The organism is Fulvimonas sp. R45, from assembly GCF_030504985.1.
GTDB lineage: Bacteria > Pseudomonadota > Gammaproteobacteria > Xanthomonadales > Rhodanobacteraceae > Rhodanobacter_A.
The window spans coordinates 1-15,000 of record NZ_JASERU010000033.1; the positions used below are offsets into that span (position 1 = coordinate 1).

Here is a 15,000-nt window from a genome sequence, read left to right on the forward strand (position 1 = left end):
GAACCGCTCCGCGCCCACCTTCGTCAGCGCCGCCGTCAGCGTCGTCTTGCCGTGGTCCACGTGGCCGATCGTGCCCACGTTGACGTGCGGCTTGGTGCGCTCGAATTTACCCTTTGCCATGACTTGAGACCTCTAGATAGAACTATTTCGTCAGTGCGGCGTTGGCCGCGTCATTTGATTTACGCGACCACTCAGGCCTTTTTCATCACTTGCTCGGCGATGTTGTTCGGCGCCGGCTCGTAATGGTCGAACTCCATCGTGAAGGTGGCGCGACCCTGCGTCTGCGAGCGCAGCGAGGTGGCGTAGCCGAACATCTCGCCGAGCGGGATCATCGCGTTGATGGTCTTGCCCGACGGGGTGTCGTCCGAGCCCTGCAGCACGCCGCGACGGCGGCTCACGTCGCCCATCACGTCGCCGAGGTAGTCCTCCGGCGTCACGATCTCGACCTTCATGATCGGCTCGAGCAGGATCGGTCGCGACTGCTTCGAACCTTCCTGGAACAGCTCCCGGAACGCGCCATGGGCGGCGATCTTGAACGCCATTTCCGAGGAGTCCACGTCGTGGTACGAGCCGAACACCAGCTTCGCCTTCAGGCCCACCACCGGGAAGCCGGCCAGCTGGCCGCTGGTGATGGATTCGCGCAGACCCTTCTCGACCGACGGGATGTATTCCTTCGGCACCACGCCGCCGGTGATCTCGTTGACGAACAGGAAGTCGTCCTTCACGTTGTCGTTCTTGCGGTCCTCGTCGGACATCGGCGAGAACTCGATCACCACGTGGCCGTACTGGCCCTTGCCGCCCGATTGCTTGGCGTGCTTGAAGTCGGCCTTGTACTCGCCCTGGATGGTCTCGCGGTAGGCCACCTGCGGCTTGCCGACGTTGGCCTCGACGTTGAACTCGCGGCGCATGCGGTCGACCATGATGTCCAGGTGCAGCTCGCCCATGCCGGAGATGATGGTCTGGCCGGACTCCTCGTCGGTACGCACGCGGAAGGTCGGGTCTTCCTGCGCCAGGCGGCCCAGCGCGATGCCCATCTTTTCCTGGTCCGACTTGGTCTTCGGCTCGACCGCCATCGAGATCACCGGCTCCGGGAACGTCATGCGCTCCAGCACGATGACGTGGTCCTGGGCGCACAGCGTGTCGCCGGTGGTGACGTCCTTCAGGCCCACCGCGGCGGCGATGTCGCCCGCGCGCACTTCCTTGATCTCCTGGCGCTCGTTGGAATGCATCTGCAGGATGCGACCCACGCGCTCCTTCTTCGACTTCACCGGGTTGTAGACCGAGTCGCCGGAGTTCAGCACGCCCGAGTAGACGCGGAAGAACGTCAGCGAGCCCACGAACGGGTCCGTCATGATCTTGAACGCCAGCGCCGAGAACGGCGCGTTGTCGTCGGCGGTGCGCGAGGCTTCCTTCTCGTCCTCGTCCACGCCCTTGACCGGCGGACGATCGGAAGGCGCCGGCAACAGGTTCACCACCGCGTCCAGCATCGCCTGCACCCCCTTGTTCTTGAAGGCGGTGCCGCAGTAGACGGGGATGATCTCGTTGGCGAGCGTGCGCTGGCGCAGACCCTTGATGATCTCGTCCTCGGAGAGCGAACCCTCTTCGAGGTACTTGTTCATCAGGTCCTCGTTGGCTTCCGCCGCGGACTCGACCATGAAGCCGTGCGCCTCGTCGGCCACGTCCTTGAGGTTGGCGGGGATGTCGCGGTATTCGAACTTCATGCCCTGGGACTCCATGTCCCAGTAGATCGCCTTCATGCGGACGAGGTCGATCACACCTTCGAAGTTGTCCTCGGCACCGATCGGCACCACCATCGGCACCGGGTGCGCGCCCAGGCGCGACTTCAGCTGGCCGACCACCTTGTCGAAGTTGGCGCCGGTGCGGTCCATCTTGTTGACGAAGGCCAGGCGCGGCACGCCGTACTTGTTGGCCTGGCGCCACACCGTCTCGGACTGCGGCTGCACGCCGCCCACGGCGCACAGCACGAACACGGCGCCGTCGAGCACGCGCAGCGAACGCTCCACCTCGATGGTGAAGTCCACGTGCCCCGGGGTGTCGATGATGTTGAAGCGGTGCTGCGGCATCGAGCCGTCCATGCCCTTCCAGAAGCACGTGGTGGCCGCGGAGGTGATGGTGATGCCGCGCTCCTGCTCCTGCTCCATCCAGTCCATGGTGGCCGCACCATCGTGCACCTCGCCGATCTTGTGCGAGACACCGGTGTAGAACAGGATGCGCTCCGTGGTGGTGGTCTTGCCGGCATCGATGTGGGCCATGATGCCGAAGTTGCGGTAGCGCTCGATGGGAGTGGTGCGTGCCATGGGTGTGTACCTGTGCCGGGCAGCCATGCCCCATATATGAAAGCGGCCATCCGGGCCGCGCTCTTGTCAGAAGTCCGCCACGGATGGCGGGTCTATCCTTGCCGCCACGGGTGGCGGCAAGGATAACGTGGCGATTACCAGCGGTAGTGCGAGAACGCCTTGTTGGCTTCCGCCATGCGGTGCGTCTCTTCGCGCTTCTTGATCGCGCCACCGCGGTTCTCGGAAGCCTCCAGCAGCTCGGCGGCCAGCTTGCGCGGCATCGAGGTCTCGCCACGCTTGCGCGCCGCCTCGATCGCCCAGCGCATGGCCAGCGCCATGCGGCGACCCGGACGCACCTCGACCGGCACCTGGTAGGTGGCGCCACCGACGCGGCGGGACTTCACCTCGACCGTCGGCGCGATGTTGTTCAGCGCCTTCTCGACCAGGGCCACCGGCTCGGCGTTCTTCTCGCCCAGGTGATCCAGCGCGCCGTAGACGATGCCCTCGGCGACGGACTTCTTGCCGCTCTTCATCACCATGTTGATGAAGCGGGCGATCAGCTGGCTGCCGTGCTTGGGATCCGGGAGGATCAGACGGGCGGGATGGGAACCTTTACGCGACATATGCTTGAATCCTCTGCCTTAGCTCTTCGGGCGCTTGGCGCCGTACTTGGAGCGCGCCTGGCGGCGCTTGGTGACGCCGGCGCAATCGAGGCTGCCGCGCACGGTGTGGTAGCGCACGCCCGGCAGGTCCTTCACGCGGCCGCCGCGGATCAGCACCACCGAGTGCTCCTGCAGGTTGTGACCCTCGCCACCGATGTACGAGATGACCTCGTAACCGTTGGTCAGACGCACCTTGGCGACCTTGCGCAGGGCCGAGTTGGGCTTCTTCGGGGTGGTCGTGTACACGCGCGTGCAGACGCCGCGGCGCTGCGGGCTGCTCTGCAGGGCAGGCGAAGCGCTCTTGTAGCTCTTCGGGCTGCGGTTCTTGCGCACCAACTGGTTGACTGTCGTCATGCGAAGCTGTTCCTGGGAAACATAAAGGCAGACCGATACAACCCGGTCTGCCAAGAAGCGGGAATTTAACATGGGCCGCCCGCCACAGGCAAGCCGAAGCCCTGCCGTCCCTGACCCGAACACGAGGCGCGTCCGTTGCGCCTCATTTCGTATGTTCAGCGAGCGAAGCCCGGCACGGGCTTACTCGACACCTGCATCAGTACCGACGGACGCCGCTTCGGAGGAAGCCTGCGAGGCGGAGCCGGAAAGGGTTTCCAGCTCCAGGGCGGTGAGGCCGCCCTGGCGTTGGCGCTGCGTGTGGTACGCAAGGCCCGTGCCCGCCGGAATCAGCCGACCGACAATAACATTTTCCTTCAGGCCGCGCAAGGTGTCGCGGGTGCCGCGCACTGCCGCCTCGGTGAGGACGCGGGTGGTCTCCTGGAACGACGCCGCCGAGATGAACGACTCGGTCGCCAGCGAGGCCTTGGTGATGCCCAACAGCACCGACTGGTAGTCGGCCGGACGCTCGCCGCGGGCGACCGCACGGTCGTTCTCCTCGGTGATGCGCACGCGCTCGACCTGCTCGCCGCGGAGGTAGTGGCTGTCGCCCGGCTCGGTGATCTCGACCTTGCGCAGCATCTGGCGAATGATCGCCTCGATGTGCTTGTCGTTGATCTTCACGCCCTGCAGGCGATAGACGTCCTGGATCTCCTTCACCAGGTACGCCGCCAGCGGCTCCACGCCGAGCAGGCGCAGGATGTCGTGCGGGCTCGGCTCGCCGTCCACCACGGTCTCGCCCTTCTCCACGTGCTCGCCCTCGAACACGATGACCTGGCGCCACTTCGGGATCAGCTCCTCGTGCTCGTTGCCGTCCACGTCCTTGATGATCAGGCGCTGCTTGCCCTTGGTGTCCTTGCCGAAGCTGACCACGCCGGAGCGCTCGGCCAGGATCGCCGGCTCCTTCGGCTTGCGCGCCTCGAACAGGTCGGCCACCCGCGGCAGACCGCCGGTGATGTCGCGGGTCTTGGAGGTCTCCTGCGGGATGCGCGCGACCACGTCGCCCACGCCCACCTCCACGCCGTTCTGGATCGACACGATGGCGCCGGCGGGCAGGAAGTACTGCGCCGGCACGTCGGTGCCCGGCAGCTTCAGCTCGCGGCCCTTGGCGTCTTCCAGGCGCACGATCGGGCGCAGGTCCTTGGCCGCGGTGCCGCGGCGCTTCGGATCGGTCACCACCGCCGATTCCAGGCCGGTCAGCTCGTCGGTCTGGCTCTGCACGGTGACGCCATCGATGAAGTCGATGAAGCGCACGGTACCGGCCACCTCCGACACGATCGGGTGGGTGTGCGGATCCCAGTTGGCGACCGTCTGGCCAGCCTTCACCGGCGCACCGTCCTTGACCGAGATGGTGGCGCCGTAGGGCACCTTGTAGCGCTCGCGCTCGCGACCGTTGGCGTCGATCACCGACACCTCGCCCGAACGCGACACCGCCACCAGGTGGCCCTGGGCGTGCTGCACGGTCTTCAGGTTGTTGAACTTCAGCGTGCCGGTGGTCTTGACCGAGACGTTGTCCACCGCGGCGGCACGGGACGCCGCGCCGCCGATGTGGAAGGTACGCATGGTCAGCTGGGTGCCGGGCTCGCCGATCGACTGCGCGGCGACCACGCCCACCGCCTCGCCCATGTTGACCAGGTGGCCACGGGCCAGGTCGCGGCCGTAGCACAGCGCGCACACGCCGTGGCTGGCCGCGCAGGTGATCGGCGAGCGGACCTTGATCAGCTGCACGCCGGCCTGGTCCAGCTTCTCCACCAGCGCCTCGTCCAGCAGGGTATTGCGCTCGACGATGGGGCGGTCGTCGTCGCCCGGGGCGTAGACGTCCTCCACCGTCACGCGGCCGAGCACGCGGTCGCGCAGCGGCTCGACCACGTCGCCGCCCTCCACGATCGGCTGCATGGTCAGGCCGTCCTCGGTGCCGCAGTCGTCCATGGTGACGACCACGTCCTGCGCCACGTCCACCAGGCGGCGGGTCAGGTAGCCGGAGTTCGCGGTCTTCAGCGCCGTGTCCGCCAGGCCCTTGCGGGCGCCGTGGGTGGAGTTGAAGTACTGCAGCACGTTCAGGCCTTCGCGGAAGTTGGCCTTGATCGGGGTCTCGATGATCGAGCCGTCCGGACGCGCCATCAGGCCGCGCATGCCGGCCAGCTGGCGGATCTGCGCCACCGAACCACGCGCGCCGGAGTCGGCCATGATGTAGAGCGAGTTCATCGACTTCTGCGCGACCGTCTTGCCCTCGGCGTCGGCCACCTTGTCAGTGCCGATGCCGTCGATCATCGCCTTGGCGACCAGCTCGTTGGTGCGCGACCAGATGTCGACCACCTTGTTGTAGCGCTCGCCGGCGGTGACCAGGCCCGACTGGTACTGCTGCTGGATCTCGACGACTTCCTTCTCGGCTTCCTCGAGGATCGCCTTCTTCTCGGCCGGGATGATCATGTCGTCGATGCCGATCGAGATGCCGGCGCGGGTGGCGAAGCGGTAGCCGGTGTACATCAGCTGGTCCGCGAACACCACGGTCTCCTTCAGACCCAGGCGGCGATAGCAGGCGTTGATCAGGCGCGAGATGTTCTTCTTGGTCAGCTCGGTGTTGGCCAGCTCGAACGGCAGGCCTTCCGGCATGATCTCGAGCAGCAGCGCCCGGCCCACCGTGGTCTCGACCAGGGTGGTCTCGGTGTGGCGCGCGCCGTCCTCGGCGATGTGCACCTGCTTGATGCGCACCTTCACCTTGGCGTGCAGCTGCACGGCGCGGTTGTCGTAGGCGCGGCGCACCTCGCCGATGCCCGAGAACACCATGCCGGTGCCCTTGGCGTTCACCAGCTCGCGGGTCATGTAGTACAGGCCCAGCACCACGTCCTGGGTCGGCACGATGATCGGCTCGCCGTTGGCGGGCGACAGGATGTTGTTGGTCGCCATCATCAGGGCGCGCGCTTCCAGCTGCGCCTCGATCGAGAGCGGCACGTGCACGGCCATCTGGTCGCCGTCGAAGTCCGCGTTGAACGCGGTACACACCAGCGGGTGCAGCTGGATCGCCTTGCCTTCGATCAGCTTCGGCTCGAACGCCTGGATGCCGAGACGGTGCAGGGTCGGTGCGCGGTTCAGCAGCACCGGATGCTCGCGGATCACCTCTTCCAGGATGTCCCACACCATCGGCTCTTCGCGCTCGACCAGCTTCTTGGCCGCCTTGATGGTGGTGGCTTCGCCGCGGGCCTGCAGCTTGGCGAAGATGAACGGCTTGAACAGTTCCAGCGCCATCTTCTTGGGCAGGCCGCACTGGTGCAGGCGCAACGTCGGGCCGACCACGATCACCGAACGGCCGGAGTAGTCCACGCGCTTGCCGAGCAGGTTCTGGCGGAACCGGCCCTGCTTGCCCTTGATCATGTCGGCGAGCGACTTCAGCGCGCGCTTGTTGGTGCCGGTGATGGCACGGCCGCGGCGGCCGTTGTCCAGCAGCGCATCCACCGACTCCTGCAGCATGCGCTTCTCGTTGCGCACGATGATGTCCGGCGCGTTGAGTTCGAGCAGGCGCTTCAGGCGGTTGTTGCGGTTGATGACGCGGCGGTACAGGTCGTTGAGGTCGGAGGTCGCGAAGCGGCCGCCGTCCAGCGGGACCAGCGGGCGCAGGTCCGGCGGCAGCACCGGCAGCACGGTCAGCACCATCCACTCCGGCTTGTTGCCGGACTCCAGGAAGGCCTCGATCAGCTTGACGCGCTTGGTGAGGCGCTTCAGCTTGGTCTCGGAGCCGGTGGAGGCGATCTCTTCCTTCAGGCGCACGACCTCGCCCTGCAGGTCCAGGCTCTTCAGCAGCTCGTACACGGCCTCGGCGCCCATGCGCGCGTCGAACTCGTCGCCGTGCTCCTCGACCGCCTCGAGGTACTGGTCCTCGGTGAGCATCTGGCCGCGCTCCAGCGCGGTCAGGCCCGGGTCGATCACCACGAAGGCCTCGAAGTACAGGATGCGCTCGATGTCGCGCAGGGTCATGTCCAGCATCAGGCCGATGCGCGAGGGCAGCGACTTCAGGAACCAGATGTGCGCGGTCGGGCTGGCCAGCTCGATGTGGCCCATGCGCTCGCGACGCACCTTGGCCAGGGTGACCTCGGTGCCGCACTTCTCGCAGACCACGCCGCGGTGCTTCATGCGCTTGTACTTGCCGCAGAGGCACTCGTAGTCCTTCACCGGGCCGAAGATGGCGGCGCAGAAGAGGCCGTCACGCTCGGGCTTGAAGGTGCGGTAGTTGATCGTTTCCGGCTTCTTCACCTCGCCGTACGACCAGGAGCGGATCAGCTCCGGCGACGCCAGCGCGATCTTGATCGAGTCGAACTCGGGCGTGGTGCGCTGCTGGTTGAACAGGTTGAGCAAATCTTTCATTGCAAGTCTCCGATAGGAGCCATCTCATGGTCGGGGTCCGCGCTTGCCGGCGAATCCCTGTCTGGGGAACGGGGAACAGGAACGGGGAATGCCCCCGTCCCTGCCCCGACCATCACTTGATTTCTTCCAGGTCGATGTCGATGCCGAGCGAGCGGATTTCCTTCACCAGCACGTTGAAGGACTCCGGCATGCCGGCCGCCATCTCGTGGTTGCCATCGACGATGTTCTTGTACATCTGGTTGCGGCCCTGCACGTCGTCGGACTTCACCGTCAGCATTTCCTGCAGGGTGTAGGCCGCGCCGTAGGCTTCCAGCGCCCAGACTTCCATCTCGCCGAAGCGCTGGCCGCCGAACTGCGCCTTGCCGCCCAGCGGCTGCTGGGTGACCAGCGAGTACGGGCCGGTGGAGCGCGCGTGCATCTTGTCGTCGACCAGGTGGTTGAGCTTCAGGTAGTGCATGTAGCCCACGGTCACCATGCGGTCGAACGCCTCGCCGGTGCGACCGTCGTACAGCATGGTCTGGCCCGATTCCGGCAGGTCCGCCAGCTTCAGCATCGCCTTGATCTCGGTCTCCTCGGCGCCGTCGAACACTGGGGTGGCCATCGGCACGCCTTCCTGCAGGTTGTTCGCCAGGGCGAGGATCTCCTCGTCGGTGAGCGACTTCAGGTCGACGTGCTGCACCGCGCCGGCGACGTGGTGGTTGTAGATCTGGTCGAGGAACTCGCGAATCTGCTTGACCTTGGCCTGCGCCTCCAGCATCTGCTGGATCTTCCTGCCGAGGCCCTTCGCGGCCCAGCCCAGGTGCACCTCAAGGATCTGGCCGATGTTCATGCGCGAGGGCACGCCCAACGGGTTCAGGCAGATGTCGATGGCGGTGCCGTCGGCCATGTACGGCATGTCCTCCACCGGCACCACGTTGGACACCACGCCCTTGTTGCCGTGGCGGCCGGCCATCTTGTCGCCCGGCTGGATGCGGCGCTTCACGGCCAGGAACACCTTGACCATCTTCAGCACGCCCGGCGCGAGGTCGTCGCCCTGGGTGATCTTGCCCTGCTTCTCCTTGAAGCGCTTGTCGAACTCCTCCTTGTGGCGCTTGACCTGCTCGGACGCGCGCTCGAGGAACTCGGTGACGGCCTCGTCCTTGACATTGATCTTGAACCAGTCGTCCTTCTTCAAGCCGTCGAGATAGGCGTCGGTGATCTCGGCGCCGCGCTTCAGGCCGCCCGGGCCGCTCATCGCACTCTGGCCGACCAGTTGGGCGCGCATGCGGTTGTAGATCGCGCCTTCCAGGATGCGGAACTGGTCGTCGAAGTCCTTGCGGATGCGCTTGATCTCCATTTCCTCGATCTGGCGCGCGCGCTTGTCCTTCTCGATGCCGTCGCGGGTGAACACCTGCACGTCGATGACGGTGCCGTCCATGCCCGGCGGCACGCGCAGCGAGCTGTCCTTAACGTCCGAAGCCTTCTCGCCGAAGATCGCGCGCAGCAGCTTCTCTTCCGGCGTCAGCTGGCTCTCGCCCTTCGGCGTGACCTTGCCGACCAGGATGTCGCCCGCCTTCACCTCGGCGCCGATGTACACGATGCCGCTCTCGTCGAGACGCGCCAGCGCCTGCTCGCCCACGTTCGGGATGTCGGCGGTGATCTCCTCGGCGCCCAGCTTGGTGTCGCGCGCGACGCAGGCCAGCTCCTCGATGTGAATCGAGGTGTAGCGGTCTTCCTGCACGACGCGCTCGGACAGCAGGATCGAGTCCTCGAAGTTGTAGCCGTTCCACGGCATGAACGCGATCAGCATGTTCTGGCCGAGCGCGAGCTCGCCCAGGTCGGTCGACGACCCGTCCGCCAGCGTATCGCCCTTCGCCACGATGTCGCCCACGTTCACCAGCGGGCGCTGGTTGAGGTTGGTGTTCTGGTTGGAACGGGTGTACTTGGTCAGCGTGTAGATGTCGACGCCGGCGTCGTTGTCGCCGACCTCGCTCTCATGCACGCGCACCACGATGCGCGCCGCGTCCACCTGGTCGATCACGCCGCCGCGCCGGGCGGTGGTGATGACGCCGGAGTCGCGCGCCACCGCGCGCTCGATGCCGGTGCCCACCAGCGGGGTCTGCGAACGCAGCGTCGGCACGGCCTGGCGCTGCATGTTCGCGCCCATCAGCGCACGGTTGGCGTCGTCGTGCTCCAGGAACGGCACCAGCGCCGCCGCCACCGACACGGTCTGCATCGGCGAGACGTCCATGTAGTCGACCTCGGCCGCCGGACGCAGCTCGGACTCGCCGCGGAAGCGGCAGGACACAAAGTCCTCGACGAAGGCGCCGTGCTTGTCCAGCGGCGAGTTCGCCTGCGCGATCACGTGGTCGCCCTCCTCGATCGCCGACAGGTAGTCCACCTTGTCGGTGACCTTGCCGTTCGCCACCTTGCGGTACGGCGTCTCCAGGAAGCCGTACTGGTTGGTGCGCGCGTACACGGCGAGCGAGTTGATCAGGCCGATGTTCGGGCCTTCCGGCGTCTCAATGGTGCAGACGCGGCCGTAGTGGGTCGGGTGCACGTCGCGCACCTCGAAGCCGGCGCGCTCGCGGGTCAGGCCGCCCGGGCCCAGCGCCGAGACGCGGCGCTTGTGGGTCACTTCCGACAGCGGGTTGTTCTGGTCCATGAACTGGCTGAGCTGCGAGGAGCCGAAGAACTCCTTCACCGCCGCCGCCACCGGCTTGGCGTTGATCAGGTCCTGCGGGGTGAGGCCGTCGGCCTCGGCCAGCGACAGGCGCTCGCGCACCGCGCGCTCCACGCGCACCAGGCCGATGCGGAAGGTGTTCTCCGCCATCTCGCCCACCGAGCGCACGCGGCGGTTGCCCAGGTGGTCGATGTCGTCCACCGTGCCGTGGCCGTTCTTGATCTCGATCAGCACCTTCAGCACGTCGAGGATGTCGGACTGGTCGCCCTGCGAGGCCACCAGCGCCTGCGCCTCCTCGCTCTTCAGCTCGCCGAAGTACTTGTGGTCGTACAGCACGCCGGGGCCTTCGATGTCCTGGCGGCCCACGCGGCGGTTGAACTTCATCCGGCCGACCGCCGACAGGTCGTAGCGGTCGAAGGTGAAGAACAGGTTGTAGAACAGGTTCTGCGCCGCGTCCTTGGTCGGCGGCTCGCCCGGGCGCATCATGCGGTAGATCTCCACCAGCGCCTCCAGCGGGGTGCGGGTGTTGTCGATGCGCAGGGTGTGCGAGATGTACGCGCCGCGGTCGAGGTCGTTGACGTACAGCGTGGGCAGCGTCTCGATGCCGGCCTTGCGGAAGTTCTCCAGCTGTTCGGCGGTGATCTCGTCGTTGGCCGAGGCCAGCAGCTCGCCGGTCTTCGGATCGACCACGTCGATGGCCAGGATGCGGCCGACCGGGTAGTCGTCAGGCACCTCGAGCGCGGTGATGTTCTCGGCCGCCAGCTGGCGCACGTGGCGCGCGGTGATGCGCTTGCCGGCCTCGACCAGCACCTTGTCGCCCACGGTCAGGTCGAAGCTCAGCGTCTCGCCGCGCAGGCGCTCGGCGACCAGCTCCAGCGTGGTGCCGCCCTTCTTGCCCAGGTGGAACACGTTGTGCTCGAAGAAGATGCCCAGCATCTCCTCGTTGCTGTAGCCCAGCGCGCGCAGCAGCACCGTCACCGGCAGCTTGCGGCGGCGGTCGATGCGGGTGAACAGCGCGTCCTTCGGGTCGAACTCGAAGTCCAGCCAGGAGCCGCGGTAGGGGATCACGCGGGCGGAGAACAGCAGCTTGCCCGAGCTGTGCGTCTTGCCGCGGTCGTGGTCGAAGAACACGCCCGGCGAGCGGTGCAGCTGCGAGACGATGACGCGCTCGGTGCCGTTGATGATGAAGGTGCCGGTCTCGGTCATGAGCGGGATCTCGCCCATGTAGACCTCCTGCTCCTTCACGTACTTCACGGCCTTCTTCGAGGCCGGGCTGTCCTTGTCGTAGATCACCAGGCGCACGGTCACGCGCAGCGGCGCGCCGAAGGTCATGCCGCGGTTGCGGCACTCGCGCTCGTCGAACGGCGGCTCGCCCAGCCGGTAGTCCACGTATTCCAGCGCGGCATTGCCCGAATAGCTGACGATCGGGAATACCGACTTCAGCGCGGCATGCAGACCCTTGTCGGCGCGCTGCTTCGGCGCGACGTGCTCCTGCAGGAATTCCCGGTAGGAATCGGTCTGGATGGTAAGCAGGTTCGGCACGCCCAGTACGGGTGGCCGCTTGCCGAAATCCTTGCGGATGCGCTTCTTCTCGGTAAACGAGTAGGTCATGGTGGGTACCGCCTCGGTTCGCAGTGACGCCGGTGGTGCACGCACCGGCTGAATTGGGATGCTTGGATCTGGGGGATCGCGGCTATCGACTCCTGATGAATCGACAGCCGCGATGCCTCAGAACAAGAGCTTCCGTGCCCTCAGTATCCGGAATGGGCTCCTGCCCATTTCGGACCCGCCCGCCAGAGGCGGGCTCCGTTCGGCAGGCGCCAGGGCGCCTGCCGAACGATGAGCCGTCCATGGCTCATGAAGCGGGCAAAGCCCGGGGGCTTTCGCCCCCAGGCTTGCGTGACGCTAAGCCAAACTGACGGCGCGCAAGGCGCCGATTACTTCAGTTCGACCGTGGCGCCGGCAGCTTCCAGGTCCTTCTTGAACTTCTCGGCGTCTTCCTTCGAAGCCTGCTCCTTCACGACGCCACCGGCCTCGGTGAGGTCCTTGGCTTCCTTCAGGCCCAGGCCGGTGATGGCGCGGACGGCCTTGATCACGTCGACCTTCTTGTCGCCGGCGGACTTCAGGATCACGTCGAACTCGGTCTGCGCCTCGGCGGCCGGGGCAGCGGCGCCGGCGGCGGCCACCGCCACCGGGGCAGCGGCGGACACGCCAAACTTCTCTTCGATGGCCTTCACCAGCTCCATCACTTCCATCAGCGACTTGGCGGCGACGGCTTCAACGATCTGTTCGTTGGTCAGGGACATTGTCTATACCTCTGGGATTTGATTCGAATGGGAAAGTCGACGGTGATCAGGCTTCGGCCGCAGCTTCGGCGGGCACTTCGCCGCCGCCCTGCTTGTCGGCCACCGCCTTGACGGCGCGGGCGAACATCGCGGCCGGCTCGGCCAGCACGCGGGCCAGCATGGCCAGCGCTTCGTCGCGGGTCGGCAGCGAGGCCAGCACGTCGACGTGCGCGGCCGGCAGCAGCTTGCCTTCCACCGAGACGACCTTCGCCTTGAGCTTGTCGTTGCCCTTGGCGAACTCCTTGATCAGGCGGCCGGCGGCGCCGGGCTCCTCGGTCGAGAACGCGTACAGCAGCGGACCGGTCAGGGCGTCCTTGACGACCTCGAACTCGGTGCCCGCCACGGCGCGCGCGGCCAGCGTGTTCTTCACGACCTTCAGGAACACGCCGGACTCGCGGGCCTTCTTGCGCATCGCGGTCATCTGTTCGACCGTGGTGCCCGCGTACTCGGCAGCGACCAGGGAGTGGGCCTTGGCGGCGACTTCTGCCAGCTCGGCGACTACTTCTTGCTTCTGGGACAGGTTGAGAGCCATTGCACTCCTCCACATGAACTCCGCTTACGGCTCCTGCCGCTTGCGGTCCTGGGCGACGCCGTCCGTGACGTCGGGGATGCGGTGCATCCCGGGTGGTGGCCTTTCCAGAACGAACGAATCATTCCAGTTGGGGCTGCACCATCTGCGCAGGCCGGCTCCGGGGAGCCGATTAAGCGACCGGGGCGGACGGCGACGGCGATTCCCTGCCTCGATGCGAGCTCCCTGCCCGTCGTCGTCGTGCGCTGGTCGCGCCTGCGGTCTTTGACGGCCACCCCGGCCGGGCCGGGGCTGCCCTCAAAAACGGCCTGCGCGCCATGCGGCGGCGCAGGACTTGTACTGCGTGCTTACTTGGCGGCCGCGGTGTTCAGCGACGCGGTGTCGACCGGCACGCCCACGCCCATGGTGCTGGACAGGGCGACCTTCTGCAGGTACTGACCCTTGGCGGTGGCCGGCTTGGCCTTGAGCAGGTCGGCGACCAGCGCGTTGAGGTTGTCCGCCAGCTGGGCGGCCTCGAACGTGGCCTTGCCGATGGTGGCGTGGATGATGCCCGCCTTGTCGTTGCGGAACTTCACCTGGCCGGCCTTGGCGTTCTTCACCGCGGTGGCGACGTCGGCGGTCACCGAGCCGTCCTTCGGGTTCGGCATCAGGCCGCGCGGGCCGAGCAGCTGGCCGAGCTTGCCGACCACGCGCATCGCGTCCGGTGTGGCGATCACGCGACCGAAGTCGAGGTCACCGCCCTGCATGCGCTCGGCCAGGTCGTCCATGCCGACGGCGTCTGCGCCGGCGGCCTTGGCGGCCTCGGCCTTCTCGCCCGGCGGGCAGAACACCGCCACCTTGACCGTCTTGCCGGTGCCGTGCGGCAGCAGCGACGAGCCGCGCACGCCCTGGTCCGACTTCTTGGCGTCGATGCCGAGGCGCACGGCCACGTCCACCGACTCGGCGAACTTCGCCTTGGCGTTGTCCTTGACGATCTTCAGGGCCTCTTCCAGGCCGTACACCTTGCCCGGCTGCACGGCGGCCTGGGCGGCCTTCATACGCTTGGTGATCTTTGCCATGTCTTAACCCTCCACCACCAGGCCCATGCTGCGCGCGCTACCGGCAATGGTGCGCACCGCGGCGTCCAGATCGGCAGCCGTCAGATCCGGCTCCTTCTGCTTGGCGACGTCTTCCAGCTGCTTGCGGGTGATCTTGCCGACCTTGTCGGTGTTCGGCTTGGACGAGCCCTTGGCGACGCCAGTGGCCTTCTTGATCAGGACCGTGGCGGGCGGGGTCTTGGTGATGAAGGTGAAGCTGCGGTCGGAGTACGCGGTGATGATGACCGGGATCGGCAGACCCGGCTCCATCTTCTGCGTGGCGGCGTTGAACGCCTTGCAGAACTCCATGATGTTCAGGCCGCGCTGGCCCAGGGCCGGGCCGACCGGCGGGCTGGGATTGGCCTGGCCGGCCTTGACCTGCAGCTTGATGTAGCCTACGACTTTCTTTGCCATCGGATTTTCCTCGCGAGTCCGAGCGCCTTGCGGCTCCTCGCGGCAACCGTCCTTGCGTGGGAGGGGAGCCCGCTCTCCTGCGAACCCCTGAAACACGGGCACGCCGGATCGAAGACCCCGGCGTGAACCGCGCAGTTTAAAGAGTGATCAGCTTTTAAGCAAGCCCCGTGCCTATTCCCTTCTCCCCGCCGGGGAGAAGGTGGCCCGGAGGGCCGGATGAGGGGCCAATCTTGCGATGACACTAGAGCAGGCGCCGCTTCGAATCA

General features: G+C 66.5%; 10 protein-coding genes. All 10 read right to left on the minus strand.

The features are described from left to right. Positions 1–120 (minus strand): GTP-binding protein (locus QMK61_RS17350; RefSeq protein ID WP_302073503.1); only part of this gene is annotated, 120 nt, incomplete at its 3' end. 71 nt (positions 121–191) lie between these two features. Continuing rightward, entirely contained in the window at positions 192–2,318 is a 2,127-nt protein-coding gene (fusA, locus tag QMK61_RS17355; protein WP_302073493.1) for an elongation factor G, read from the minus strand. A gap of 134 nt (positions 2,319–2,452) precedes the next feature. After that, positions 2,453–2,920, minus strand: coding sequence for a 30S ribosomal protein S7 (gene rpsG / locus QMK61_RS17360; RefSeq protein WP_302073494.1), 468 nt, complete (start codon positions 2,918–2,920; stop codon positions 2,453–2,455). A gap of 18 nt (positions 2,921–2,938) precedes the next feature. Continuing rightward, the gene (gene rpsL, locus QMK61_RS17365) at positions 2,939–3,313 is read right to left on the minus strand and encodes a 30S ribosomal protein S12 (RefSeq protein WP_302073495.1); all 375 of its coding nucleotides are present in this window, start codon (positions 3,311–3,313) and stop codon (positions 2,939–2,941) included. Between the two features lie 180 nt (positions 3,314–3,493). Continuing rightward, entirely contained in the window at positions 3,494–7,708 is a 4,215-nt protein-coding gene (gene rpoC, locus QMK61_RS17370; protein ID WP_302073496.1) for a DNA-directed RNA polymerase subunit beta', read from the minus strand. Between the two features lie 112 nt (positions 7,709–7,820). After that, positions 7,821–11,981 carry a DNA-directed RNA polymerase subunit beta gene (gene rpoB / locus QMK61_RS17375; RefSeq protein WP_302073497.1) on the minus strand — a complete coding sequence of 1,387 codons (4,161 nt, stop codon included), beginning with the start codon at positions 11,979–11,981 and terminating at the stop codon, positions 7,821–7,823. A gap of 326 nt (positions 11,982–12,307) precedes the next feature. Next, the gene (gene rplL, locus QMK61_RS17380; RefSeq protein WP_302073498.1) at positions 12,308–12,676 is read right to left on the minus strand and encodes a 50S ribosomal protein L7/L12; all 369 of its coding nucleotides are present in this window, start codon (positions 12,674–12,676) and stop codon (positions 12,308–12,310) included. A gap of 46 nt (positions 12,677–12,722) precedes the next feature. Continuing rightward, complete coding sequence (gene rplJ / locus QMK61_RS17385; RefSeq protein WP_302073499.1) at positions 12,723–13,247, minus strand: 50S ribosomal protein L10; 525 nt, start codon at positions 13,245–13,247, stop codon at positions 12,723–12,725. Positions 13,248–13,591: 344 nt separating this feature from the next. Continuing rightward, positions 13,592–14,302, minus strand: coding sequence for a 50S ribosomal protein L1 (rplA, locus tag QMK61_RS17390; protein ID WP_302073500.1), 711 nt, complete (start codon positions 14,300–14,302; stop codon positions 13,592–13,594). Positions 14,303–14,305: 3 nt separating this feature from the next. Continuing rightward, positions 14,306–14,734, minus strand: a complete 429-nt coding sequence (rplK, locus tag QMK61_RS17395; RefSeq protein WP_192165969.1) for a 50S ribosomal protein L11 — start codon at positions 14,732–14,734, stop codon at positions 14,306–14,308. Between the last annotated feature and the right edge of the window lie 266 nt (positions 14,735–15,000).